Annotated in this window: 18 protein-coding genes; 12 read left to right on the top strand and 6 right to left on the bottom strand. The window is 59.9% G+C overall.

Annotation, left to right across the window (positions count from 1 at the left end; all coding sequences use genetic code 11):
- The first annotated feature begins 11 nt into the window (after window positions 1-11).
- From HMPREF9720_RS08335 to HMPREF9720_RS08280, 12 genes are all read left to right on the top strand, one after another.
- Window positions 12-1574, top strand: coding sequence for a RagB/SusD family nutrient uptake outer membrane protein (locus tag HMPREF9720_RS08335; protein WP_009597815.1), 1563 nt, complete (start codon window positions 12-14; stop codon window positions 1572-1574).
- Window positions 1568-2008, top strand: a complete 441-nt coding sequence (locus HMPREF9720_RS08330) for a DUF5017 domain-containing protein (RefSeq protein ID WP_009597769.1) — start codon at window positions 1568-1570, stop codon at window positions 2006-2008. The genes HMPREF9720_RS08335 and HMPREF9720_RS08330 overlap by 7 nt, the downstream gene beginning before the upstream one ends.
- 12 nt (window positions 2009-2020) lie before the next feature.
- Window positions 2021-3994 (top strand): SUMF1/EgtB/PvdO family nonheme iron enzyme, encoded by a 1974-nt coding sequence (locus HMPREF9720_RS08325; RefSeq protein WP_009597836.1) that lies wholly within the window; start codon window positions 2021-2023, stop codon window positions 3992-3994.
- Between the two features lie 12 nt (window positions 3995-4006).
- Window positions 4007-5158 (top strand): exo-alpha-sialidase, encoded by a 1152-nt coding sequence (locus HMPREF9720_RS14810; RefSeq protein WP_009597770.1) that lies wholly within the window; start codon window positions 4007-4009, stop codon window positions 5156-5158.
- On the top strand, window positions 5155-6348 hold the full coding sequence (locus tag HMPREF9720_RS08315) for an exo-alpha-sialidase (protein WP_009597756.1): 1194 nt from the start codon (window positions 5155-5157) through the stop codon (window positions 6346-6348). The genes HMPREF9720_RS14810 and HMPREF9720_RS08315 overlap by 4 nt, the downstream gene beginning before the upstream one ends.
- Window positions 6345-7769 (top strand): sialate O-acetylesterase, encoded by a 1425-nt coding sequence (locus HMPREF9720_RS08310; RefSeq protein WP_009597881.1) that lies wholly within the window; start codon window positions 6345-6347, stop codon window positions 7767-7769. The genes HMPREF9720_RS08315 and HMPREF9720_RS08310 overlap by 4 nt, the downstream gene beginning before the upstream one ends.
- Before the next feature lie 12 nt (window positions 7770-7781).
- Window positions 7782-8789, top strand: coding sequence for a nucleoside hydrolase (locus HMPREF9720_RS08305; protein ID WP_009597761.1), 1008 nt, complete (start codon window positions 7782-7784; stop codon window positions 8787-8789).
- Between the two features lie 205 nt (window positions 8790-8994).
- On the top strand, window positions 8995-10596 hold the full coding sequence (locus HMPREF9720_RS08300) for a thiamine pyrophosphate-dependent enzyme (protein WP_009597753.1): 1602 nt from the start codon (window positions 8995-8997) through the stop codon (window positions 10594-10596).
- An 81-nt stretch (window positions 10597-10677) separates the two neighbouring features.
- The gene (locus HMPREF9720_RS08295) at window positions 10678-11262 is read left to right on the top strand and encodes an indolepyruvate oxidoreductase subunit beta (protein WP_009597810.1); all 585 of its coding nucleotides are present in this window, start codon (window positions 10678-10680) and stop codon (window positions 11260-11262) included.
- Window positions 11262-12575, top strand: coding sequence for an aminotransferase class I/II-fold pyridoxal phosphate-dependent enzyme (locus tag HMPREF9720_RS08290; protein WP_009597865.1), 1314 nt, complete (start codon window positions 11262-11264; stop codon window positions 12573-12575). The genes HMPREF9720_RS08295 and HMPREF9720_RS08290 overlap by 1 nt, the downstream gene beginning before the upstream one ends.
- A 4-nt stretch (window positions 12576-12579) precedes the next feature.
- Window positions 12580-13872 carry an acetyl-CoA hydrolase/transferase family protein gene (locus HMPREF9720_RS08285; RefSeq protein ID WP_009597877.1) on the top strand — a complete coding sequence of 431 codons (1293 nt, stop codon included), beginning with the start codon at window positions 12580-12582 and terminating at the stop codon, window positions 13870-13872.
- Window positions 13873-14028: 156 nt separating this feature from the next.
- Window positions 14029-14676, top strand: a complete 648-nt coding sequence (locus HMPREF9720_RS08280) for an HAD hydrolase-like protein (RefSeq protein WP_009597796.1) — start codon at window positions 14029-14031, stop codon at window positions 14674-14676.
- Window positions 14677-14906: 230 nt separating this feature from the next.
- On the opposite strand, the gene HMPREF9720_RS08275 is transcribed toward HMPREF9720_RS08280, so the two are convergent.
- From HMPREF9720_RS08275 to HMPREF9720_RS08250, 6 genes are read right to left on the bottom strand one after another with little or no spacing between them, the layout of a single operon-like run.
- Entirely contained in the window at window positions 14907-17078 is a 2172-nt protein-coding gene (locus HMPREF9720_RS08275) for a S46 family peptidase (RefSeq protein ID WP_039940257.1), read from the bottom strand.
- Window positions 17079-17134: 56 nt separating this feature from the next.
- The gene (locus tag HMPREF9720_RS08270) at window positions 17135-19087 is read right to left on the bottom strand and encodes a 4Fe-4S binding protein (protein ID WP_009597763.1); all 1953 of its coding nucleotides are present in this window, start codon (window positions 19085-19087) and stop codon (window positions 17135-17137) included.
- A gap of 43 nt (window positions 19088-19130) precedes the next feature.
- Complete coding sequence (locus tag HMPREF9720_RS08265) at window positions 19131-20729, bottom strand: fimbrillin family protein (protein ID WP_254654375.1); 1599 nt, start codon at window positions 20727-20729, stop codon at window positions 19131-19133.
- Between the two features lie 17 nt (window positions 20730-20746).
- The gene (locus HMPREF9720_RS08260) at window positions 20747-22246 is read right to left on the bottom strand and encodes a DUF6850 family outer membrane beta-barrel protein (protein ID WP_009597890.1); all 1500 of its coding nucleotides are present in this window, start codon (window positions 22244-22246) and stop codon (window positions 20747-20749) included.
- Window positions 22247-22249: 3 nt separating this feature from the next.
- The gene (locus HMPREF9720_RS08255) at window positions 22250-23479 is read right to left on the bottom strand and encodes a DUF4876 domain-containing protein (protein ID WP_009597840.1); all 1230 of its coding nucleotides are present in this window, start codon (window positions 23477-23479) and stop codon (window positions 22250-22252) included.
- A 5-nt stretch (window positions 23480-23484) separates the two neighbouring features.
- The gene (locus tag HMPREF9720_RS08250; protein WP_009597766.1) at window positions 23485-26313 is read right to left on the bottom strand and encodes a TonB-dependent receptor; all 2829 of its coding nucleotides are present in this window, start codon (window positions 26311-26313) and stop codon (window positions 23485-23487) included.
- Between the last annotated feature and the right edge of the window lie 329 nt (window positions 26314-26642).

The following is a 26642-nucleotide window of genomic DNA, read 5'->3' as shown; positions in this document are numbered from 1 at the left end:
AAACAACGATCATGAAAAAACTACTTTTTATATTCATCGCAGGCATAACGCTGGGTTCCTGCAATTTCTTCGACGTCGAGACTGCGGGTTTCGTATCGCCGGAAACCTCCTACAAGGACGAGGAGAGCGTTCAGAAAGCACTGGTCGGCGTTTACGCACCGCTGTCCGACCTGTCGTTCTACGGCCGGGACTGGTTCTACGCCTTCAACCTGCAGGACGACCTGAGTTACTACGACCGCAACTATACCAAACAGGAACTGTTTCTGAACAATTACACCTATACGAACGCGACGCTGAACAACCTCTGGGCGAATCTCTACACGGGTATCGACCGCGCCAACTCGTTCCTCGAATATATACAGGGCTCGCCGATCGACGAAACGCTCATCGCCCAGTACATGGGTGAAGTACGATTCCTGCGCGCCTACTATTTCTTCACGCTTTCGAGCCTTTGGGGCGACGTACCCTTACGCCTCAAATCGACCCGCGACACCGACATGGAGGCGCTTCAGATGCCCTCGACCCCGGCCGCAGAGGTTTTCGACTTCATCGTAACCGAAATGGAGGACGTCGTAGGACAGGTCAGGGCGGCCGACCAGCTCAACGGTCCGGGCCGCATCTCGAAATCGACCGTCCAAGGCATCCTCGCCCGCGTCTATCTGAAAATGGGCGGCTTCCCCCTCTACAAAGGCAAGGAGGCTTTCGAAAAGGCCGCATACTGGGCGCGCAAAGTCCGCAGCAGCCGACTCCACACGCTGAACCCCGACTACAAAGAGGTGTTCACCAACCTCAGCAAGGATATCTATGATCTCACCTACCGCGAAAGCATCTGGGAAATCGAATTCAAGGGCAACAATCAGGACGGCCACACCACGGGCGGCTGCGTCGGAAGCTACAACGGCGTTTACAACAACCAGAACGACGCCTACGGATTCGGCTACGGGTACGTATCGGTGACGCTCAAACTGTTCGACCTGTTCGACGATCCGAACGACGTGCGCCGGGAGTGGAATATCTGCGAATACTACTACCGCAACGGAGAGAAACTGTGGCGCAACCTCAACAACAAACAGTACGTTTACTGCAACGCAGGCAAATTCCGCCGCGAATACGAACTTTCCGACACGAAGGACAAGGACTACACGCCGATCAATTTTCCCGTGCTGCGCTATTCGGACGTACTGCTGATGCTGGCGGAAGCCGAAAACGAAGCCTACGGCGGTCCGACAACTCTGGCGTACGAATGTATCAACGAGGTGCGCCGACGGGCCAATTCCGACTATCCGGCTGTCGCAGGTCTCGGTCAGGAGGATTTCCGCCGGCTCGTCATCGACGAACGGGGCCGCGAACTCTGCTTCGAAGGACTGCGCCGTCTGGACCTGATCCGCTGGGGACTCTACGTCGAAGCCATGACCACAGAGCGCCGGGCGCAGGTAGCCGATCCCCGCTGGCACGCGAACAAAAGCTATGCGGACGGAATCGCCGACTACACCGAGTACCGCCACAACTGGTATCCGATACCGAGCAAGGAACTGGCTACCAACTTCTCGATCAAACAAAATCCCTTATGGTAAAGGACTTAATCACCGATACGATGAAAAAGAATCTGATCATCACGTTTATTACGGCCCTTCTGTTGTGCCTGATCTCCTGCGGGGAGGTGCTGGAAGACGTTTCGTTCGGGGTGACTCCCGACAGCGGCAATGTCTATGAAGCCGGCAAAGAGGTATACTTCAACTTCAGCGGCAACCCCGACTACATCACCTTCTATTCGGGCGAAGCAGGACACAAATACGAATACGCCGGGAAAATCGACGGCGAAGGAACCGCCAATTACGGCATTCCGGTCAAAGCCATGAATGCCAGAGCCGACAATTATTCATATATTTACGAAACCGCAGGGGAATACGACGCCGTATTCGTCGCCCGGAACGCCACGTTCGAAGGCGAAAGCAAAGTCGTCGCACGATTGAAAATAACGATCGCCGAACCTGCGGACAACGAATAAAACACTTCTGCGGTGAACAGAAAAACACTTTTTACCGCCCTGCTGCTCCTCCTCGGCCGAAACGTTTGTTCGGCCGGGGAGCCCGGCCCGGCGATCCGGTTCGCGGAAATCCCGGCCGGCTGGTTCTACATGGGTTCCGGCGGACCGGGCGCAGACTACGACGAGGCGCCGATCCACAAAGTGGTCATCTCCCGACCGTTCCGGATGTCCGTCACCGAGATCACCAACGCCCAGTACGAAGCGTTCGATCCCTCGCACCGCGCCCTGCGCGGCAAACAGGGGTTTTCGAGCGGGGACGACGAAGCCGTGATTTTCGTGGACTGGCATCAGGCCGATGCGTTTTGCCGCTGGCTCTCCGAAAAGGAGGGCCGCACCTACAGGCTTCCGACCGAAGCCGAATGGGAATACGCGTGCCGGGCCGGCTCCTGCATGCACTACTCCTTCGGCGACCGGCTTCCCAAAGCGGCGCTGAAGAATCAGGAAGAGCATCACTCGTTCATCCCCGTCGATCTGACCGTGGCGCAGAGCGCGCCCAATGCCTTCGGACTGTACGACATGCACGGCAACGTCGAAGAGTGGTGTTACGACTGGTACGGCCCCTATTTCAGAGGCGACCAGACCGATCCGGTGGGATATGCCGACGGCTTTTACAAGGTGACGCGCGGCGGCAGCCATTCGACCCCCGTCGAATACCTCCGCTCGGCCAACCGCATGGCCATGATCCCGGAAGACAAGCATTTCCTGACCGGATTCCGCATTATCGAAGCGCCCTATCCGGCCACGAAGCCGGTTCCCGCTTCCACCGCCGCCGAACCTGTAGCGCAACACGTCGCACATTGGGTAGATATGAACGACCAACCGCGTTATTACACCCCCATCGAATACGTCATACCGCCGCATATCTCCGCAGCACCGATGTATCCCCACAACCATTGTCCGGCAGTCACGTGGTGCCGTAACGGCGACCTGCTCGCCGTCTGGTTCTCGACGATCAGCGAATTCGGCCGGGAAATGGCTATCTGGCACAGCCGCCTGCGCTGCGGAGCCGACTCGTGGGACGAAGCGAGCCTTTTGTGCAAGGTTCCCGACCGCAACATGACCGGCTCGTCACTCCGGTGCGATCCCGACAGCGGCCGCATCTATCTGCTCAACGGCGTCGAAGCCGGCGGCTGGTGGCGCAATCTGGCGCTCATGGCGCAGACCTCGGACGACAACGGCGCGACATGGAGCCGCCCGCAGATCGTCTCCCCGGAACATACTCCGGGACATCAGGTCATCGCCGGCATGATCCGCAGCAGCGAAGGCTGGCTCATCAATGCCTGCGACGGAGGCCCGGACAACAACGAAGGTTCGGTGATTCAGATCAGCCGCGACGACGGCCGGAGCTGGACATCTCCCTGCGGGGAAAAACCCGAAGAGTTCGAAGCGGGACGCACCGGCGGCATGATCGCGGGCATCCACGCCTGCGTCGTCCAGCTCAGGGACGGCTCGCTGATGGCGTTCGGCCGCGGCAACGACGTCGCCGATGCAAAGGGACGCCGCCGAATGACCCGGAGCATCTCCGGCGACATGGGCAAAACATGGCGTTACGAAGCCTCTCCGTTCCCGCCGATTTCAGGCGGCCAGCGCTGCACGATGATCCGGCTGAAGGAGGGTCCGATCGTGTTGGTATCCTTCACCCACCACCCCCTGCGTCCGCCCAAGGACGAAGACCGGATGCGTTTGGGCGGGAAGATCAAAAGCGGCATGTTCGCCGCCGTGTCCTATGACGAAGGCAAGACGTGGCCCGTCCGCAAACTCATCACCGACGGACAATACCGGTTTATGGACGGCGGGGCGTGGACCGGCTTTTTCGAAACGGACGCCGACCGGGCCGAACCACGGGGATACCTGACGATGACGCAGTCGCCCGACGGAATAATACACCTGCTGAGCAGTAAAAACCACTACCGTTTCAACCTCAAATGGCTGGAACAAAACGATTAAAAGACCTGCACGATGAATAAGACGATCCGATGCGGCCTGCTGCTGACGGCCGTGACGCTGAGCTGCACGGCAGGATTCGGCCAACAGCCCACGTTATTCACCAACAATTACGACCCGAAGGCCGAAATCCCGAAGCTGGATGCGGAGAAGAGCGTAATCTACGACCCGGTCCGTACATGGACCTACTCGCACCACCCTTCCGTCGCCTTTTTCAAAGGCACCTTTTACGCCGTCTTCTCGAACGGTCCCGAAGGCGAGGACGAGTGCGGCCAGCGGATCATGCTCGCCACCTCGGAAGACTTCACCGACTGGAGCGAACCACGGGTCATACTCTCTCCGGGCGAGGGCGAGTTCGGACAGACCAAGATACTCACGCCGGGCGGCATCACCGTAATCGGCGGCAAGCTGACGCTCTACTACACGGAAAACGACAACGACGGCGTTTCGAACAAACGGATAAAGGCGACGCTGTTCGCCATCACGAGCGAAGACGGCCGGACATGGTCCGAGCCGGTCAATCTCTCGATCCGCGTATTCCCGTGCCACCGGCCGCTGACGCTCTCCAACGGCCGGATCATCCTCACGGGCAACACGCTGGTCTATTACACCGACGATCCCTCCGGCACCGGCAAATGGAACCGCTGCCGGATGGAGGTTCCCAAATATCAGGACGGGGCCGTAACCTTCGAGCAGGTACACCCTTCGCTCTGCGAAGGCGCACTATTCGAACACAACGACGGTCAGGTTTTCTGTCTGCTCCGCAGTACGGGCAAAACCTATGACGGCTACCTGTGGCAAATGCAGAGTACCGACGGCGGAATTTCGTGGACGTCGCCCGTAAAAAGCCGCTTTACGGACAACAACACCAAATCGTTTTTCGGCAATCTGCCCGACGGACGCTATTTCTACGTCGGAACCCCGGACACTTCCCGTCCGGGAGAACGTTACCCGCTGGTGCTGGCACTATCCGAAGACGGCTACAATTTCGGCAAGACCTTCATCCTCTCCGATGACAGATATACCCAGCAGTATAAAGGCCGCTGGAAAGGCGGCGATTACGGCTATCCGTACGCCATGGTTCACGACGGCCATATCTACGTCATCGTCTCGCGCCGCAAGGAACGCATCGAAATAATCCGTATCGAAATCGACGCCCTGCAATGAGAAACGCCGTTATCGCCATAGCCGGACTATTCGGCCTGCTTCTGCCGGCCTGCGGCGGAGACGGGAACGAAAACCCTCCGCCCGCACCGGGAGCCGAACCAAAGGGAACAGACCGTATCTCCATTTTCAGAAATGCGTACGATCCCGCCGCTGACCTGCCGCGCATCGAACCGGAACGCGCCGTAATTTACATGCCGGCCGGCGATTGGAGCTATTCCCACCACCCCTCGGTCACCTATTTTCAAGGCGCCTTTTATGCCGTCTATTCAAACGGCATGCGAGGCGAAGACGAGCCGGGGCAGCGGGTGATGATCGCCTCCAGCCGGGACTTCATCCGCTGGAGCGCTCCGCAGCTCCTAGCGGAACCGTCCGACGGCGACTACGGCACCAAGAAAATCCTCACTCCGGGCGGCATCCGGGTCTGCGACGGCAGGCTGACTGTCTATTATACGGAAAACGACAACGACGGCACGAGCAACGCCCGGCTGAATCCGCAGCTCTACGCCGTGACATCGCCCGACGGCAGGACATGGACACGGCCGGTATCGCTCGGACTGGCCATATTTCCCAGCCACGCCCCGCTGCGGCTCTCGACCGGACGGCTGGCGATGACCTGCAACCGGGCGTTCTATTACTCCGACGATCCGACGGGGCTGCGCGGTTGGCATAAATGCGGCACGGCGGCGCAGGACCAGACCGGGCATGTCACCTTCGAACAGATCCGGCCGTCATTGTGCGAAGGCGAGCTGTTCGAGCATGCCGACGGCACGCTGTACTGCCTTTTCCGGAATTCGTCCACGCCCTACGACGGCTACCTCTGGCAGGCACAGAGCTACGACGGCGGGCGCAACTGGACCATGCCCGTACGCAGCGATTTTTCAGACAACAACACCAAGTCGTTTTTCTGCGCCCTTCCCGACGGACGCTATCTCTACATCGGCACGCCCGACAACACCCGTCAGGGCACCCGTTATCCGCTGGTGCTGGCCCTCTCCGAAGACGGGTTCAATTACGACAAATGCTACATCCTCTCCGACGACCGCTACACCCGGCAATACGAAGGACGCTGGAAAAGCGGCGATTACGGCTATCCGTTCGCCTACATCCGCGAAGGCTGGATTTACGTCATAGTTTCCCGACAGAAGGAGCGGATGGACGCCCTGAAATGTAAAATCTCCGATCTAAGATGAAAACCAAACACTTATTAGCGCTACTGCTGCTTGCCCTCCTCCCGCTTCCGCTGACGGCCGGAATCCGGCTGCCTGCCGTTATCGGGGACAACATGGTACTCCAGCAGCAGGCCGACGTCCTGTTGTGGGGCGAAGCCTCGCCCCGCTGCAACATCACGCTCGAACCATCATGGAGCCAAAGCGTCTACACGACCCGGACCGACGACGACGGCAACTGGAAAATCACGCTGCCGACAATCGCGGCGGGCGGCCCCTACGAAATTGCCATCACAGCCGGGAACGACACGAAAACGCTGAAAAACGTCCTGCTGGGCGAAGTCTGGCTCTGCGGCGGACAGTCGAACATGGACGTCAGTTTCCGGGGACTCGCCAATCAGCCCGTCGCCGATGCCGCCGACGAAATTCTGGATTCGGCTTATCCCGACCTGCGCCTGTTCCGTGTGAAGCGCGACTTCAGCCTACAGCCCCGACACGACTGCCGGGGAAGCTGGACAGTCTCGTCGCCCGAATCGGCCGAAACGTTCAGCGCCATCGGCTTCCTCTTCGGCCGCATGCTCCACCAGCGGGAGAAGGTGCCCGTCGGCATGATCGTATGCGCATGGGGCGGCTCCGAAGTCGAAGCATGGATGAGCCGCGAAAACCTGATGCGATTCGCCGGAGTCCGGTTCCGCGAATCCGCAGACCTGCGGACCGCCAACGTCACCCCGACCGCCCTGTACAACGCCATGCTGCTGCCCATAAGCGGCTACACGATCAAAGGGTGCATCTTCTATCAGGGCGAAGCCAACATCACCGACCCGGCGGCCTACCGCACGCGGTTCCCGGCCATGGTCGCCGAGTGGCGCGCACGCTGGGGTGAGGAGTTCCCGTTCTTCTACGTCCAGCTCGCCCCCTACGGCTATACCAATATGGGCTGGTCCCCCGACCAGACGCAAGCGGCGCGTTTCCGCGAAGTGCAGCAGCAGTGCATGTCAGACATTCCCCGCAGCGGCATGGTAGCCACGACCGATATCGGAGCCGTCCACACCATCCATCCGCCCGACAAGAAAACGGTCGCCAAGCGTTTGCTTTACCTCGCCTATGCCCGTTGTTACGGCTACAAGGGCTTCGAATGTTCCGGCCCCGTATACAAGTCGATGGAGATTCAGGGCGAAAACATCGCCCTCTCGTTCGACCATGCGCCTTACGGCGTCAGCTCCTACGGAGAGCCGCTCGCAGGATTCGAGATCGCCGGCGAAGACCGGATTTTCCACCCAGCCGAAGCTTGGCTTAAAGGCCGCTCCACGGTCATCGTACACAGCGGCGAGGTCAAAGCGCCCATCGCAGTACGCTACTGCTATAAAAACTATGCATACGGAAATCTTTATAATAATTACGGCATCGTCGCACCCCCGTTCCGCACAGACGACTGGAACGAATAAAACACACAGCATATGTTCTCAAAAACCATTCTCAGCCTGATCGCGTCGGCCATGCTCTTCACCGGAAGCGTCGCTGCCGCAGAACCCGTCCGCATCATCTTCGAAACAGACATGGGCAACGACGTGGACGACGTGCTCGCTCTGGACATGCTCTACAAATATCAGGATGCGGGCAAAATCCAGCTTCTTCTGATCTCCAACAACAAAGGCAACGCCTATTCGGCACCGTTCATCCACCTGATGAACGACTTTTACGGCTGGTCCGGAATTCCCGTAGCCAGCTCTCCCGCCGAACTGCTTCCGCGGCAAAAGGAGAAACAGCCCAGCTACGTCGAAGCCGTCGCCGCCTCAGGCGTCTTTCCTGCATCTTCGGCGGAGACATTCGATTCCGTGGAAAAATACCGGCAGGTCCTCGCGGCACAACCCGACCGCAGCGTCGTGATCGTCTCCGTCGGACTCCTGTCCAACCTCAAACGGCTGCTGGATTCGGCCCCGGACAGATACAGCGAACTGCCGGGCCGGGAACTCGTCGCCCGCAAAGTCCGGCTGCTGACCATGATGGGCGGCAGCTTCGACGGCCAGCGGCGCAGGGAATTCAACATCCGCATAGACATTCCCGCAGCCCGTGCCGTCTTCGGCCGTTGGCCGACCGACATACTGGTCAGCCCGTGGGAAGTGGGCGGGCAGATTTTCTATCGCTGCGCGGCGCTCGACAAGATCGGCTATGCCGCACAACATCCGCTCAAAATGGCCTATGCCAGCTATCTTCCCATGCCCTACGACCGCGAATGTTGGGACCAGACCGCCGTCATGGCAGGCGTCGAAGAGCCGGCGAAATGGTTCGGGCTTTCATCCCGCGGAGAAGTCGAAGTGGACGAAGAGGGACGCACGAAATTCACCCCCGCGCCCAACGGACGCATCCGGATCTTGCAGACGACTCCCGGACAAAGAAAAAAAGCCGAGAAATATATCATGAAACTCGTCGGGCAGACTCCTGAAAAATACACGAACCGGAAATAACCTTCCGGCGGGATATACCTCAGGCGACAGCGGCGGCAGAAATTTCTGCCGCCGCTGTGCGTTTGCCTACGGCGCAGGCGGAACCGTCGGTTTTTACTAATATTTTCACATAATTAACGCCGATTAAATAACTTTTCGTTATTAATTCTGGTATTTTAATTAAAATTTTCTTAGATTTGTAGAAATTGGATAACACCACGATCTTATGGCACAACGGGAACTACTACTCGGAGACGAAGCCCTCGCACTGGGCGCGCTCCACGCCGGACTGTCGGGCGTCTATGCCTATCCGGGCACGCCCTCGACCGAAATAACCGAATTCATTCAGGGTCATCCGCTCACCGCCGAGCGCGGCGTGCACTGCACTTGGTCGGCCAATGAAAAGACCGCCATGGAGGAGGCCCTCGGCATGTCGTTCGCCGGAAAACGGGCGCTGGTCTGCATGAAGCACGTGGGCATGAACGTCGCCGCCGACGCATTCGTCAATTCGGCGATGACCGGCGCCAACGGCGGGCTGGTCGTGGTCGCGGCCGACGACCCTTCGATGCACTCGTCGCAGAACGAGCAGGACTCGCGCTTTTACGGCCAGTTCGCCCTCGTGCCGACCTTCGAACCTTCGAACCAGCAAGAGGCCTACGACATGGTGCAGGCGGCCTTCGACTTCTCGGAGAAGTACCGTATTCCCGTACTGATGCGTCTGACGACCCGCATGGCCCATTCGCGGGCCGTGGTCGAAGTCGCCGGCGTCCGCGCCGAGAACGAATGCTCCTACCCCGCCCAAACGCGCCAGTGGGTGCTGATGCCGGGCAATTCGCGCGTAAGGTACAACACGCTGCTCGACGACTACGCCCGGTTCGAGACCGAAGCCGCAGAGAGCCGGTTCAACCGCTATACGGACGCCCCCGACAAATCGGTCGGCATCATCGCCTGCGGCATCGCCCACAACTACCTCACGGAGAATTATCCCGACGGCTGTCCGCATCCCGTGCTGAAAATTTCGCAGTATCCGCTTCCGGCCTCACTCGTACGCCGCATGGCGTCGGAGTGTGGTTCGCTGCTCATCATCGAAGAGGGACAACCCGTCGTCGAGCAGGCCGTGCGCGGTATCCTGCCCGCACCGCTCGATATTCGCGGCCGCATGACGGGCCAGCTGCCCCGCACCGGAGAACTTACGCCCGACAGCGTGCGCGCCGCACTGGGACTCGCGCCGCACGCCACGCACGCGGCCAGCCAAATCGTCGTGCCGCGTCCGCCGGCCCTTTGTCAGGGCTGCGGCCACCGGGACGTCTACACGGCTTTGAAGGAGATTGCGGACGAATACGAAAACGCCAAGGTATTCAGCGACATAGGCTGTTATACGCTGGGCTGGCTGGCCCCGTTCCACGCCATCGACACCTGCGTCGATATGGGTGCTTCGATCACGATGGCCAAAGGAGCCGCCGACGCGGGCGTATATCCGTCGATCGCCGTCATCGGCGACTCGACCTTCACCCATTCGGGCATGACGGGACTGCTGGACGCCGTAAACGAGCGCAGCAACATCACGGTCATCATCTCAGACAACCTGACAACGGGCATGACCGGCGGACAGGATTCGGCCGGCACGGGCCGTCTGGAGCAGATATGCGCCGGCATCGGCGTCGATCCGGCCCATATCCGCGTCGTGGTGCCCCTTCCCAAAAACCGGGAAGAGATGAAAGCCATACTCCGCGAGGAGATCGCCTACGACGGGGTTTCGGTCGTCATCCCCCGCCGCGAGTGCATCCAGACCGCCAAACGCCACAACGCCGCCAAACAGAAACAATAGGGCCGACGGTACCGACGGCGGCAAACACGCAACAGGAAAAAACGCGGCAACGAACACCAACCAGCAAACAACGGAACACTTATGAAAAAGGACATCATACTTTCGGGCGTGGGAGGACAGGGCATCCTCTCGATCGCCACCGTCATCGGCAAAGCGGCCCTCGACGCGGGCCTCAGCATCAAGCAGGCCGAAGTCCACGGCATGAGCCAGCGCGGCGGCGACGTACAGTCGAACCTGCGCATCGCGTCGGGCGAAATCGCTTCGGACCTCATTGCGCGGGGCGTCGCCGACATCATCATTTCGCTCGAACCGATGGAGGCCCTGCGCTACCTGCCGTGGCTTTCGAAGGAGGGGTGGGTAATCACCAACACCGCGCCGCTGATCAATATCCCGAACTATCCCGATACGGAAGCCCTCCGGCGCGAGCTCGACGCACTGCCGCACGTCGTGGCGCTCGACGTGGACGCCATTGCCAAGAGCGCGGCATCGCCCCGCGCCGCCAACATCGTACTGCTGGGCGCAGCGGCGCCGTTTCTGGGCATCGACGCCGAGAAGCTCGAAGCCGGCATCCGCGCCATCTTCGCCCGCAAAGGTCAAGAGATCGTAGAGATGAACCTCGCGGCGTTCCGCGCAGGATACCAATACGCACAAAAACAGACCGAATAATGGAACGGCTTCCACTCGACCGCTCCGTGCTCGACTCCGCGCTGGAGCGCATGGACATCGCCGACATCGCGCAGGCGACCATCCGCCAGTCGGGCGACATCGCCCGCATACTGGAAAACGAAACGGGAACGGAATTCCTGCACCTCGAAATGGGCGTTCCGGGACTCCCGCCCGAACAGGTCGGCGTCGAAGCCGAATGCAAAGCCCTCCGGCAGGGCGTGGCGTCGCAGTACCCCAGCATGTCCGGCATCCCGGAACTGAAGGAGCAGGCTTCGCGTTTCATCCGCGCGTTCCTCGACATCGGCATCGCACCGCAAGGCTGCATTCCGACCGTCGGCTCGATGCAGGGCAGTTTCACACTGTTCCTGCTCTGCTCGCAACTGGACCCGAAAAAGAACAAAATCCTCTTCATCGACCCCGGATTCCCCGTACAGCGCAATCAGGTGCATATCCTCAATATCCCGCACGCTTCGTTCGACATCTACGAGTACCGCGCCGAAAAGCTGGGCCCCAAGTTGGAAAGCTACCTCGCGCAGGGCGACGTGGCGGCCATCGTCTACTCCAACCCCAACAATCCGGCATGGATATGTCTCACGGAAGAGGAGCTGCGCACCGTCGGCGAACTGGCGAGCAGGTACGACGCCATCGTCATCGAGGATCTGGCCTACCTCTGCATGGACTTCCGCAAACCGCTGGGACGGCCTTTCGAAGCGCCCTATCAGTCCAGCGTCGCCCGTTATACGCAGAATTATATCCTGATGATCTCCGGGTCGAAGATATTCAGCTACGCCGGACAGCGCATCGCCGTCGCGGCGATCTCCGACACGCTCTACACCCGCCAGTATCCCGCGCTCCGGGAGCGTTACGGCATGGCCCGTCTGGGCGACGCCTATGTGCTGACGATACTCTATGCGGCATCGTCGGGCACGAGCCATTCAGCCCAGTACGCCCTCGCGGCCATGTTCCGCGCCGCGGCCGACGGCCGGCTGGATTTCGTGGCCGAAACGTCGGAATACGCACGCCGCGCACGGCTGACCAAGGAGCTGTTCCTGCGCCACGGTTTCCGCATCGTCTACGACAAGGATCAGGACGAGGCGGTAAGCGACGGATTCTTCTACACGGTCGGCTACGGCGATCTGACCAGCTCGGAGCTGCTGAGCGAACTGCTGCTCTACGGCATCTGCGCCATTTCGCTCACCACGACCGGCAGCCGCCAGCCGGGCATCCGCGTCTGCGTCTCGCAGCTCAACCGCCCCGAACAGTTCGACCTCTTGGAAGCCAGACTAACCGCCTTCGGGCAAAACCACCGATAAGCCTATGCAATTCACGACAGCCGCCGAAGCCGCAAAGCTCATCCGATCGCACAGCAGCGTCTACATTCAGGGCAGCACCTCGATTCCCGAAGTGCTGGTCCAAGCCATGACCGACCGTGCCGATGAACTCACCGACGTAAAGATCTACTCCGGATTCGCCGTCGGACGGGCCGATGCCCCCTATTGCAGGCCCGAATACAAAGACACGTTCCTCGTAAACAGCCTTTTCGTCGCCAACAACATCCGCCGCTGGCTGGCCGCAGGTTACGGCCAGTCGATCCCGGCTTTTCTGGGTGAGATTCCGGGGCTTTTCCGCGACGGCACGCTGCCTGTCGACGTGGCGATCCTCAACCTTTCGCGCCCCAACGAGGAGGGTTACTGCTCGTTCGGCGTATCGGCCGATCTGGCCGTTTCGGCCGTGGAGTGCGCTAAGACGGTCATCGCACAGGTCAATACGGCCATGCCGTTCTCTTACGGCGACGCCGTGATTCATCTTTCGCGCGTGGCGGCGGCCGTCGAGGTCGACGATCCGCTGGTCGAGGTCCCCTCAGCGACACCCTCCGAAATCGAAAGCAGGATCGGCGGCTACATCGCCGAACTGATCCCCGACGGCGCCACGCTTCAGATCGGCGTGGGCGGCATTCCCAACGCCGTACTGGCGGCTCTCACGGGCCACAAGCACCTCGGCCTGCACACCGAAGCGATGACCGACGGGGTCCTGCCGCTCTTGGAAAGCGGCGTAATCGACAATTCGCTGAAAAAGGTCATGCCCGGCACGACCGTCGCGTCGCTGGCCCTCGGCTCGCGCCGTCTGTACGATTATATGGATTACCGCAAAGACCTCTTGATGAAAGACGTGGCGTGGACCAACGATCCGTTCCGCATCCGCGAAAATCCCCGCGTCATGGCGATCAATTCGGCCGTCGAGGTGGATCTCACGGGACAGGTGTGCGCCGACTCGGTCGGAGAACGCATTATCTCAGGCGTGGGCGGTCAGCACGACTTCATGTACGGCGGTGCGCTCTCGGAGGGCGGCAAAACCTTCATCGCCATCCCCTCGACCACCCCGAAGGGCGAATCGAAGATCAAAGCGCTGCTGACGCCCGGCGCGGGCGTCGTCACGACCCGCCACATGGTCCAGCACGTGGTCACCGAATACGGCGTAGCGCACCTGAGAGGCCGCAACCTCGCCGAGCGCGCCCGTGCGCTGATCTCCGTCGCCCACCCCTCGGTGCGCGAAGAGCTGGAAAAAGCCGCCTGCGAACGCTTCGGTTACACGTTCCTGCGGATTAAGTAAATGCACGGAGACAGCAACAGTACGGGCCGCACTTTACAGCTGCGGCCCGTATTGTGTTCAGCGGTCTCCTGTCGTGCAGTTTCCGGCCCGAAAACCGGGCGAAAACAAAATAAAAGGCGAACTTTGCCCGTTACCACACAAAAAACCTGAAAATCTATGCACTGGAAATACCTCCTTTTCGACCTCGACGGCACGCTGACCGACCCGATGCAGGGCATCACCCGCTCGGTGCAGTACGCCCTGCGGCACTTCGGGATCGAAGTCGAGGACCTGACGACGCTCTGTCCCTTTATCGGACCGCCGCTGCGGGATTCGTTCCGCGAATTTTACGGCATGACCTCCGCCCAAGCCGACGAGGCGTCCGAAAAATACGGCGAATACTTCAGCCGTCAGGGAATCTTCGAAAACAAGCTCTACGCGGGAATTCCCGAACTGCTGTCCGCCCTGCAGGCGCAGGGTGCGACGCTGGCCATCGCCACCTCCAAACCCGACTTTCTGGCCGAACGGATCGCCCGGCATTTCGGGTTCCGCGACCGTTTCACGCTCATCTGCGGCGGAACGGCCTACGGTCCCTGCTCGACCAAAGCGGGCGTAATCCGCGAGACCCTCGCACAACTGCGCATCGACGATCCGTCGCAGGCCGTCATGATCGGCGACCGCCGCTTCGACATCGAGGGAGCCGCGGCCGCAGGCGTAGAGTCGATCGGCGTATTGTGGGGATACGGCAGCCGCGAAGAGCTGGAAAAGGCCAGTCCCGGTTACCTCGCAGCCGACATCCCGGAACTGCGGCGTCTGCTTGCATAGCGCACCGTCCCCGTATTCCCTGCGCGGCCATATGCCGCGCCCCCCTAACCGGGGAAACTCCCCGTCGCGCAAACACCGTAACCGCCCCCGTCGCGGCAGACACGTCCGACGCCGCCTTCGCCCACCTGCCGCCATTACAACACCAAAAGACGCCCGCGACAACCGCAGGCGTCTTCATCTATCCGAAAACCCGGAGTCCCCGGCAGAGCCGGGGCCGATCCGATTCCGAACTATTTTTCAAATTTCATTTCGTCCAGCAGCCAGTCCGCCTCGGCATATTTGTCGATAATCCACATCACGTAGCGGATATCGACGCAGACTGTACGGGCCAGATCGGGATGGAACCACACGTCGCCGGCCATCGACTCGCGGTTGCCGTCGAAGGCCAGTCCGATCAGCCGTCCGCGGCCGTCAAGCACGGGGCTGCCCGAATTACCGCCCGTAATATCGTTGTCGGTCAGGAAATTGACGTAGAGCGTACCCTTTTCGCCCCAGCGGCCCCAATCCTCAGCGGCAATCAGCCGTTTCATGCGGTCATCGACCCGGAATTCATACTCGTCGGGGTTGTATTTCTCCATATAACCCGCAATCGTCGAGCGCGAATCGTAATGCACGCCGTCCGACGGATTCAGGGGCACGACACTGCCGTAAGTCAGGCGCATGGTCGAATTGGCGTTGGGATACTGCGCAATCCCTTCCGAAGCGCGGAAGTCGTAAAGCAGGCCGGCATAACGGCTTTCGGCCTTGCCCACCTGCGCGCGAACCCGTCTCTCGGCCTTGTCCACCCCGCCCGTAAACCGCTGCACCCGCACCGATTCGGTGAGTCTGACCAGCGGATCGCGGCGCATCTCGGCGACCGAGCGGTTCCGTTCGAAATAGGCGTCATAACGGTCGGGATCGCTGCAGAACGACGCATCGAACGCTTCGCGCGCCATCCGGTCGGCATCGCCGCCCGCCGCATCGTACATCTCGGTCAACTGTTCGCCCCACATCTCGCGCGGCACATGCTTCGTGAAGTTCACGATCATCTTCGCCAACAGGTCGCGGTCGGTCTCGACATCGTAGTTGCGGCGCAGGCGGCCGCTTCCGGCAACCACGCTCTGCGCATCCTTCGAGTCGATCTTCAGCGAATCCAGCTTCAGGCGGTCCAGCTTGCCGAGGTACGACGACACGCGGTTGGCCACCAGCAGCGCCTCGCTCGGACCGAGCCACGCCTCACGGAAATAGTTGAGACTGCGTTCGGCGCCCCGGCGGCCCCCGTAGCCGCGTTCAAGGTCGGCAAGCAGCCCGCCGTCCTCGGCCCTGCGCGCCGAATCGGCTTCGATCCAGCGTTGCAGACGCTCCTCTTCGGCCTTACGGATCGACACCACGTCGAAACGGCGCAGGCACTTGTTTTCCCACTTGGCGTAATCGGCATAGTTGCTCAGCCCGAAATAGGAGTCGGAATACTTCATGCGCACCTTCGGATCGCGCTCCATATGGCGCTTGAGAATATCCATCCGATCGTGGCGGTTGGCCACGACGACGGGATTCTTGACACGCTGTTTCTCGGCCACGGCGAACGACGAAGCGTAACGGTTCGTATGGCCCGGAAAACCGATCACCATCGCAAAGTCGCCGTCGTGCACGCCGCCCGTCGCAATACGCAGCACGCGGCGGGGCTTGAGCGGCACATTGCCGGCGGAATACTCCGCAGGACGTCCCTCCGCGTCGGCATACACCCGGTAGAGCGTAAAGTCGCCCTTGTGCTGGGGCCAGCCCCAGTTGTCGTGATCGCCGCCGAAAGCGCCCAGCGTAATGGGCGGAGTTCCGACCAGCCGCACGTCCTTATAGACGTCGTAATAGAACAACAGGTACATTTTGCCGCCCCACATCGAGTAACACGACACTTCGTGTTCAGTCTGCGCGGCATAACGGTCCTCGATCTCCTTGTACACGCGGCGCATGCCCATTATGCCCCATTTTCCTTCGGCCATCATGCCGTTGCGGATCGCCTCGACCTCCTCGGTCACATCGACCACCTTGCGCAGGAACCACACGGTCTTGCCGGCCACGGGAATCTCTTCTCCGCGCGTACGGGCCCAGAAACCCGTTTCGAGGTAGTTGTGTTCGGGCGTCGAAAGGGCGCAGATGTCGCTGAACGCGACGTGGTGGTTGGTTATCATCAGCCCTTCGTCGGAAATCATGCTTCCCGTTCCCATACCGCCGTCCACGGCGACTACGGCGTCGGCGAGCGCCGAAGTCTGCTCGTTGTAAATCTCCTTGTCCTTTATCTTCAACCCCTTGGACTTCATCTGAGGGTAAATCTCCCCCAGCCGGTTGATCAGCCACATGCCTTCGTCGGCCACGGCGGTCTGCATGCAGAGCAGCACGACGGCCAGACAGGCTATCCATCTTCTCATATCTTTCATCTTCATAAAACGGGAGGAAACCGTCAGCCGATCCCCTCCCGGTCATTTTATTCGGTTACGGTCTTGCCCGGATTGGTGAACTTCAGCCGCGGATCCGCCTCCTTGAAGGTCCCGTCGGCCATGCGGAGCATCCACTTCTCGGCTTGGAAAATCTCCTTCCAGAGCTTCTCGTCGTTCCACATCGACTTCACATAGTGAATACGCATGACGGGCGTCAGGTCGCGCAGCACGAAATCTACGGAGACAATGCCCTCGGAGCACGAAAGGAAGCTCTTGAAATAGGGGAACGCATTGCGGATCGGCATCTTCTCGATACCGGGGAACGCCATCTCGTAGACAGCCTTCGGGAACTGTTCGTCGTCGCCCCACTTCTCGATGTTGGCAATGAACCTGCCCGCCTGCTTCTCCACGTCGCGGAACATGATCTGGGCGAACTCCTCGCGCGAAACCTGTCCGGCGACCGCATAGCTCTTGAGTACGGTGTGCATCGGAATCACCTTTTCGCCCTCCTTGGCCGGAATCACCAGCTCTTCGGCGTCAATCGCCTCCTCGAACATCTTTTCGGTAATGCCGGCGGCGGGATCGGCGTAGACCGTCACATCCACGGGGCAGGCGAATTCGGAGGTGAAGCCGTATACGCCCTCGATCTTCTGCAGCACCATGCCGAAGTAGATCATATCCATCCGGTCGTGGAGTCCCTCGACGCCGAGTTTCACCACGTCGAGCATCGGCACGTTCTCGCCCGGCATGGCGTATTTACGCAGCGTCGGAGCGAAAATCGCGGCCTGAATCTTCAGCGTGTCGGTCTTGGCGGGGTCGAACAGCACCTCGACGCCGTGACGGCGGACGAACGTCTTCACGCCGTAAACGCCCGGCACGGTCTGCATCTTGGCCGAGAAGGCCTTCGAAGAGCCGAAGCACTTGATCGTCTGCAATCCCTCCATCTCGAAGGTCTGCAGATTCTCGACCTGCTCGTAATCGCCCCATTTCTCGTCGATCGTGGGCAGCTCCGTCGTGGAACCCATCCACACGGCGATGAAGAAAAGCACGACGGCCAGCAGTCCCGGCACCCAGCGCAGCGAACGGCGGCCGTTGACCTGCAGGGCGTCCTTCGTACAGGAGCCGATACAGTTGCCGCAAAGCGTGCAATCGACGTGCTTCACCTTCACGTAGTCGTGGATCGGCAGCTGATAGGGGCACTTTTTCTCGCAGAGACCGCAGTTGTTGCAGGTGCGGATGTCACGCTCGATGTACATCAGCGGGAAGACGCAGCTGCGCATCTTGACGATCTCGACGACATATGCGGCCAGACATGCGCCGCCGATGGTCCAGACCCATGCGTTCGCAACGCCCAGCATGCCGAGAATCCAGCCGCCGAGGGCCGCGATGACGAACAGCAGCGTGAATTTGAAAATGTTGCTGGCCGCCCCCAGCGGGCAGATATACTTGCACCAGAACATCTTCACCACGAAGCCGCCCAGCAGCAACAGCGTAAGGCTCGTGAGCGACATCCAGAGCACGATCTCGCCCTTGAATCCCGTAGCCACGGCATAGAACGGATCGAGTTTCTTGCAGAACAGCTCGCTCGACGAAAGCGTAAAATAGAGGATCGTGAAGAGCAGCACGTATTTCACCACGCGCAGCAGTTTGTCTACGATGCTGCCCGACGGAACCTCGACCTGCAGATGCAGTTTCTTTCCGGCGCGGCCCATCCATTCGCCGACGGTGCCCAGCGGACAGAGGTAGCCGCAGAAAAGTTTGCTGAACAGGATCACTCCCACGGCGAGCACGAGGCCCATCATGATCTGGAGCATAGACATCGAGCAGGCCAGCGAGTTGTTCACCAGATAGGTTCCGAAAGCCTGCAGACCGCCGAAGGGACAGTAAGCCTCGACATCGACGGGTTTTTCGCTGAAGTTGGCCCAGAGCACCGTGCCTGCAATGGCGGCCAGTACGCCCCACTGCAGGATGTGCTTCAGGTAATTGGGTTTGCGTTTCATGTATCGTTAAGTATTGTGTTTGTGTGTGCGGAGCGGGTTATTACTAGTCCTTGATACAACGGACGGGAGCGGCGCAGTAACCGCCTTGGTATGCGACCGTTATACGGTTGAACCTCTTGTTGTAGGTGATCATGCCGGCATAATACTGAATGTTCTTAATGCCGCTGGCCGGGTCGTCGGCCGTATTGTAGGTAACCTTATAGCCGGTCGAACTGGGGAAATACCCCATGCCGAACGCCGAGGCGTCGGCAGCCGAGGCTGTCGCCATATAGGCCGGAGTCGCCGTGACATTCGCCGCATTGACATAACCGCAGCCTGCGATATTAAACCCGTCTTTATTGAGCTTAACGATCGAACCGCCGCTCTGCGTCTGCTCGAAATAGGGCGACGTCGGATCGGTGAGGTTGCCGCTGCCGACACCCGCCAGTTTCAGCCATTCGGCCATCGTCGGGATATGCCATCCTTCGGGGCAAATACCCCGTGCCCCTTCATACTGGTCGAAATTGTCACCCGTCATGTCGCCGGTCATCCCCAGCATCACCGGATAGCTGTACAGCAGACCGTTGCTTTCGACGAGCGACGGATCGGCCGCTTTAGACAGATTGCACGGATACCATACGCCGCTGCCGTCCTTCGGGTCGCTCGATATGGTTTTGCCGGCAGGCACATACCGCAGGTTTTCGGCCATCCACGTACGGCCGTCCTTCAGGGTCACGATCTCGTACTTCACGCCGCCCCATTCGACGGTCGGGGTCTCGACCTCGCCTTCGCCGTCCGGCAGCAGGTCGTCGCCGTCCACCCAGCCCGTAATCGGACCGCTGAACTTCACCTCGATGTCGGCCGGCTGCACGTTGCACTCCATGCGGCGGTTCTCACCCGACTTGAAGTCGGCCGTACCGAGCGTCTGCGTGCGTTTCTTGCCGTCGGCCGTGGTGACGGTAACCATCAGTTTGACACCGTTCTGCGGCACCAGAAGCGCATAGTAGACTTTGTTCGCAGTCGCCGTATTGGCGATCAGGTCGGAAGCCTCCGCGTCCGCTTTGGCCGTAAAGTTGCCCGTCGCTGGATCGAGTACGCCCGTACCCACGGCGCCCTTGATGACGATATTCGTAATATCGAAACCCGATTCGTTCGTCACGTCGATAACGATGCGCGACATCTTGTGCTTGAAAGTCATCTGCGTGGACGACAGCGTCGGCTTGACGCCCGCCTTCACGGCCACGATCAGGTCCGAAGCCGTGTAGTTGTCGCCGCTCTGATCGGCCTTGACCGAGAATTCCGCGGGAATATCCCCGCCCTCCTGCCAAGGATAATAGGCGAAGAGCGTCGAGGTCGCATTGATGTCCTCATACCAAAGGAATCCCTCGGTCTTGAAATCGGTGCCGTCGAAAGTCATCGGCTTGTTCGACACGAAATCCTTGCCGTCGGCGGTCATCGTAACCTTCAGGCCGACCTTGTCGCCCAGTTCGAAATCGGTATCCGTGGCGCGCGTAGAGGCGGTCATGGCTGCCGGCGTCAGCGAAGGATTGCCGATCGTCGGAGTGATACGCAGCGTCCGGTCGCCCGGAACCCCGCCTTCGTTCTTCGAGCAGGCGGCAAAGCACACTGCCGCGGCTGCCGCAATCATCAAAATCTTTTTCATAGCTCTATCCGTTTAAGTTAAAAATTATATCCCACACTCACCGTCGCCCGCACCCGGTTGGGCTGCGCGACGTATTGCAGATCGAACCCGTGTTCGTAGCGCGCGTACAGTTCGACGTAGAACCGCTCGATGTTGCGCCGCACGCCCAGTCCGGCCCCCAGCCGTTTGGCCGTCAGGTATTCGGTTTCATAATTGTAATATCCGGTCAGTTGTCCGGGATACTCGCCCGGCTGCTCGCCGGAGGTCTCGAACTGTTTTTCGCACTCCTCGAAGCCGCCCTGACGGTAGTCGGCGGCGAGGGTCACTTCCCAGAACCCGAAGGCGCGGATCAGCTCGGCATAGACTTTCGTGAAGTGCAGCTTCTGCCCCTTGACATAGGGATACATCAGCGTCGATTCGCGGTTGAGCTGCGAATAGGCCACGCCGGCGCGCAGGTCCGTATGACGGTTCGCAAATTCGTACTCGCCCCCCAGATCGAGCCCCTTGCGCCCGAAGATGGGCGTCGAGCCGTGAATGTAGGGCTTCGTCACACCGTTGACGGTCTCCGTCGTGATGATGTTCTCGTCGGTCTGGAGCGACCTCCAGTCGAGGTGCAGCCGCACGAAGTGCCTGCGCTGCAGGTTTCCGAGCGAAAGGGCGGCGTTCGCCGTCACCTGATGCGTCCCGAACTCATGCCAGATCATGCCGCGCTCGCCCGTCTCGCCCTGCCGGTTGCGATATGCGGCAGCGGCATAGACCGGTCCGTATTGCAGCTGCACGCCCGCGCCCTGCGTATTCTCCCGGACGGGAAATCCCGTGACGCCGCTGGTCGTGAGGTGCATGTCGCTGCTCTCCCAGAGCTGCAGCGAGCCGTAACCCAGACCGCGATCGAAGAAAGCCTGATACGATTCGGGCGTGGAGCCGATCTCCTCGGCTTCGAGTTTTTCGCTGTTCGTGCCCACGATATAGACCGCGCCCGCGGCGAAACGGCCCGCATGGTACATCACGCCGGGCGAGAATTCGAAGTCAAGCCGCGTGTTCTTGTGACGCAGGTCCTTGCGCTTGGCATAGTTCTGCGCTTCGAACTCCACGCGCAGGCCGCCCGTCCAGCGTCTCCCCAGCACGGCCGAAACGCCGCCCATGAAGGAGTAGTCCTCGCGGATTTTGCGGCCCGGCGTAAATTCGAGAATATCCACGGGATAATAGCCCGGTTGGGAGAACATCGAACCGCACATGTTGCGGCCGTCGAAATAGTCGTATCCGAAGCCGCCCGCGAAAGAGACCTTTTTCAGATGGCGCACCGACTCGGTCCGCGCGCCGGCGTTCCAGCTGTCGTCCGACGACGAATGGCCGGTCATCCCGCCGGTCTCCTTGGTGAAATAGATTTCGGCATAGGAGCGGCTCAGGCTGTCCTGCCGGATGCCCGCGGCGTTCGGGCCGCCGTTCCACGGATTGCGGCGAAAAACATAATCGAAACGCTCCTGTGCCGCGGCGCCTGAGACGGCAATTATCATCAGCAGTGTTAAAATCCGTCTCATAGGCTATTCACGCAAAGATTGTGTCTCACGCTCGTAAAAATCGTTCGACGAATTGTTGGTATCCACATATCGGTCGAATCCGGCGCTCGCAGTGGCCTCTTCGTCCAGCCTGCGGTAGAGGCTGTGTCCCTGCGCCTTGGCCGAGAATCCGACGTATCCGGCGTCCACATCGGTATGCAGACGCTTGTTTCTGGTCGCTTCCGACAGGTTGCAGACCTCGACGCCGTCTACGATCCACTCCCACGGAATTTTCGAATAGACGACGCTGCCGCTGGCGATCGCCGATTCGAGATCGTTGGCCAGATAGGCGTCCAGATCGAAATCGCCGGGCGCCCGGAAAAGGATCACGGCAGGCGAATTCTGCGATATCACATAGACCACGGCCGTATTCGTTCCGGTTTTTTTCAGCACTTTCATATAGTGCGACTCGTCGATCTGATCGCCCGGAGTAGGCGTGGGGTGCAGCCGGTTGCCGGGATAATGCACCATGTCGTAAAGCACGAAGTAGCCTTTCCGGTTGAGATTCACCGACTGGGAGTAGGTCTGCGTGTGATCCACGCCGTAATAGGCCACGACGGCCTCTTCGCCCGGCTCCAACGGGAAATCCGTGCCCGTGCCGGGGAACATCCAGATACAGTCCGGCATGGCGGCGTAGTCGCGAAAAACGATGTTGCCCGAAGGGTCCGTACTCGTCCACGGATTGTTGGCGTTCGAGTTGTAGGGCGCGACCATACCCAGACAAAGGCCGTCGAGGTAGTAGGTGTCGAAACTGTTGTTGTGCAGGACAATATACTTGTCGTCGGCATACGAACCGGTCGCAGGCGGGTCCTGCGGACAGCCGCCCGAATAGATCTCCTTGATGAGGATCGTGCCCGGCTTGGCGTATTTCAACTCTACGCTCACATTCCGGTCCGCGCCGGCGAGGTCCACCTGTTCGACGGCGCCGTTGAAGACCGACGACGCATCGGGGCGGTCGAGCACCGAAAGCCGGTAATGCCCGGCGGCCACGTCGAAGGCCGCCACGCCGCGCGCATCGGTCAGCGCGGTGTAGACGTTGCTCGAATTGCGGTCGGTGAGTTTCACCGGAACGCCCTCCCGCAGGAAGGAGGCGTACTCTTCGGGGTAGACGACCTGCACGCTGAGCGACCGCAGCGTATCGCCGTAGGGATTGCCTTCGAACGACGTGCAGCCGGCGGCCAGCAGACAGGATAATATGCAAAATAGCTTTTTCATCGTTTTCAGAATTTAAGACGCACCGTCAGGCCGTAATAGAAATCGGGCGTAAAGACGACCTTGACTCCCGAAGCGTACGACGCGACGAAAGGCCGGGAATTGGTGAAGTTATTGGCATAAAACGAGATGGATACATGATCCCCGATCTCCTTGGTGATGCTCAGGTTGGCCGAAAAATAGGGATCGTACCCGTCGCCGTTGAACGAGTAGGCATTGCCCGAACGAAGCAGCAGGGAGGAGAAGGCCGGATCGTTTTTCTGGGCGTCGGTGAAGGGATGGCGGTTGCCGTCGAGGTCGAGGTAGGCCACAGGCCAGATCGCCGTATAGCTGTTGCCGTCGTATATGCTGCCGCCCGTGGGATTGCGGTCCTCGTCCACGTTGAAGGCGTATTCGCGGCCGTCGTACTCCGAAAGGTTCTGCGAACGCTTCACCAGCGAAGCTTCGAGCCGGAGGGTGACGATCATGCGGATCGCGGGCACATGGGTCGTGGCCGTGAGGTTCGCATCCAGCGCATGGGTCTTGCGGCCGTTGTAGGTCACGACGGAGCTGCCCCCGTTGTCGGCGTAAATTCCCACGTAGGGGAAGAATTCGCCGCCCGTCGTGGTCGAAGGATAATAGGACGCCTCGCCTTTATTGACGTATTTGGTATAGCCGTAGGCGCCGTCCAGCCGCAGCTGCGTGCGGATAGGATTGATCTGCGGGAAATCAACGACGAACTCCAGACCCATGCGGTCCACGGGCGAGCCATTGTCTTGGTAGGTATTCTTGACGAAGGTGCGCTTGGTGGAAGTCGTCTCCATGGCGATCCATCCGGCCGAGGGGTCGTCCTTGTCGCGGACGAAGATCTCACCCGTCTGGCTGTCCACCCTGAAGAGCGGATTCGACGGCATCTGGAACGAGGAGCCGTCGGGCATCTTCGAGGGCAGCCCCATCACCTTGTAGGAGAACGGCTCGTAGGCGGCGCTCAGTTCATAGGGGTATTTGGTACGGTTGAAATAGCCGACCAGCGAAACCGAAGTGCCGCCGATACGCAGATCGACGCCGACCTCGGCGTTGCGGTTGCGCTGCCAGCGGAGGTTGTCGTTGTAGAGTATCTGGTAAGGCTGCGTGTGATAGACGTACACGCTCCGGTTCGGGCTGTAGGTGTTGCTGAACACCCGCGTATCGCGGTATTCGGGCAGCGGATAGAGGACGTTGAAGGACGGCAGTTTCTCGGTGATACCCCAGCCGCCGCGGACGGTCACATGGTCGTTGATGCGGAACTTCAGGTTCAGGCGCGGCGAAAGACTCGACGTATTTTCATACTGCGTATTCTTGATAAAGGTCTTTTCGGCGCGCACACCCGCCATCAGCTGCAGCGAGGTCGTTCCCAGCGGCACGGTCAGCGTCTCTTCGAGGTAGGCCGCGAGGTTGTGCATGTAGGGAATATCGGTATAGGGGCGGGGGCGGTACCCGTCGGGTGCAAGGGGGGGGGCCGCATAATACTCTCCCTCCCCGACGTTGCCGTTGGCGCGCCACGACGCGCCGATCTTGGCATTGCTATGCACGTCGCCCCAGCTGCGGACCCAAGTGGCCTTCAGATTCGCCGCATAGTCGAGCTGCTTGGAGTCGATATTGCGCGTCGTATAGAAAGTCGCCGGAAGCATTTCGGCGATATAATAGCCCTCGCTTTCGGCATGGACGGCCGGGGTCTCCGTGGCCGACGACTGGTAGGTGTGCCTGCGTGCGAGCTTGTCGGCATAGCTGAGCGAAGCATCGAAATCGACGCACGTGATCCACGGTTTGTTGAGCAGCCATTTGAGCGACGTATTGGCCCGCAGGGCGTTGTCGCGCACCTTCTCCCACTCGCCCACCTGCGCGTCGGGGTCGTCTTCGGTATTCATGCCGCCGATGTTGGCCGTCACGCCGAAATTGAAACGCAGAACCTTGGCGAAGGTGTTCTGGTAATTGAGCGCAATGCCCGTGCGCGAATAGGAACTGTAGGGCGACGTGGGGTTCTTCATGGCCCGCGTGTACTCCACGCTGCTGTTCAGCACGCCGCGGTCGGTACCCAGATCGAAACCCTTCGAGGCGGAGATTTGTTTGGTGCGGGGATTGGTCGAGAGCACCAGCGTATAGGGCGTCTTGCCCTTGCGGGTCGAAATCTTCACCACGCCCGACGAGATATCGCCGTACTCGGCCGAAGGCACGCCCGTCACCACCTCGACCGACTCGATATTCGTCGAAGCGATGTTGCGGGTGCTCGCGCCCGACATTTCGCCCAGCGAAGCGTTGGTCGAGATGCGCACGCCGTCCACCTCGACGGCCGTGCCGAACGAGGCGTTTCCGGCCGCGGAACCGCCGCTGCGCAGCGAAAAGACATTGTCTTTGGTCAGATCGGGATTTATCGTCTTGCCGCCCGGCAGCAGCGACGAAATATCCGAAGCGTTCACCATTTGCAGGTGGTCGATGGCGTTGCCGCCGATCGTCCGCGAGGTGGCCATGGCATTGGGCGCCTCCTTGGCCGTGACGACGACGCTTTCCAGTTTCAGATTGTCCTCAGGCGCATAGAGCAAGATACGCCCCATGCCGGCGCGGACGTCGAGTTCGGTTTCCGTGGTCGCATATCCCAGACACGACACCACGAAACGGGTCGCGCCTTTGGGCACGCCCTTCACGGTAAAATTGCCGTCGCCGTCGGCCACGGCCCACAGTCCGGCCTGCGGCAGCTCGACGACAGCCTGAGCGATCGGTTTGTCGGTGCCCTTGACCAGCACCCGCCCCGATAGATCGTAACGCTGCGCCCAAACTACGGCCGGAATTAGCGTGAATAACAGTAGCAGAAGTTTCCTCATATGATTGACCTAACGCAACAAATATAACTAAAATGAATATTTTTTGTGCATTTTCAAGCGTTTTTTTAACCATTTCAACAATTTTTACGGGCAGGAGATTCGATTCCGTCCGGCTCGGCAAAGACCGTTTCGCCAAATCCCCCATGCGTTCCGCACGGAAATACCTGCATTACAGCGAAAACGGACGGCTTATAAACATAGGTCCCAAAGATTAATTTTATTTTTACAGTACTATGTCGCACAAAGTATAAATATTTTACCTATATTTGCGCTTATCAACCGACGGCTTATTGGTGTTTAGTAATTTTTTATTGATTTTCGATAAAAAT

The organism is Alistipes sp. HGB5 (genome assembly GCF_000183485.2).
Classification (GTDB): Bacteria; Bacteroidota; Bacteroidia; order Bacteroidales; family Rikenellaceae; genus Alistipes; species Alistipes finegoldii.
The sequence above is the reverse complement of the archived record's forward strand: the minus strand, read 5'-3'. Positions and strand labels throughout refer to the sequence as shown.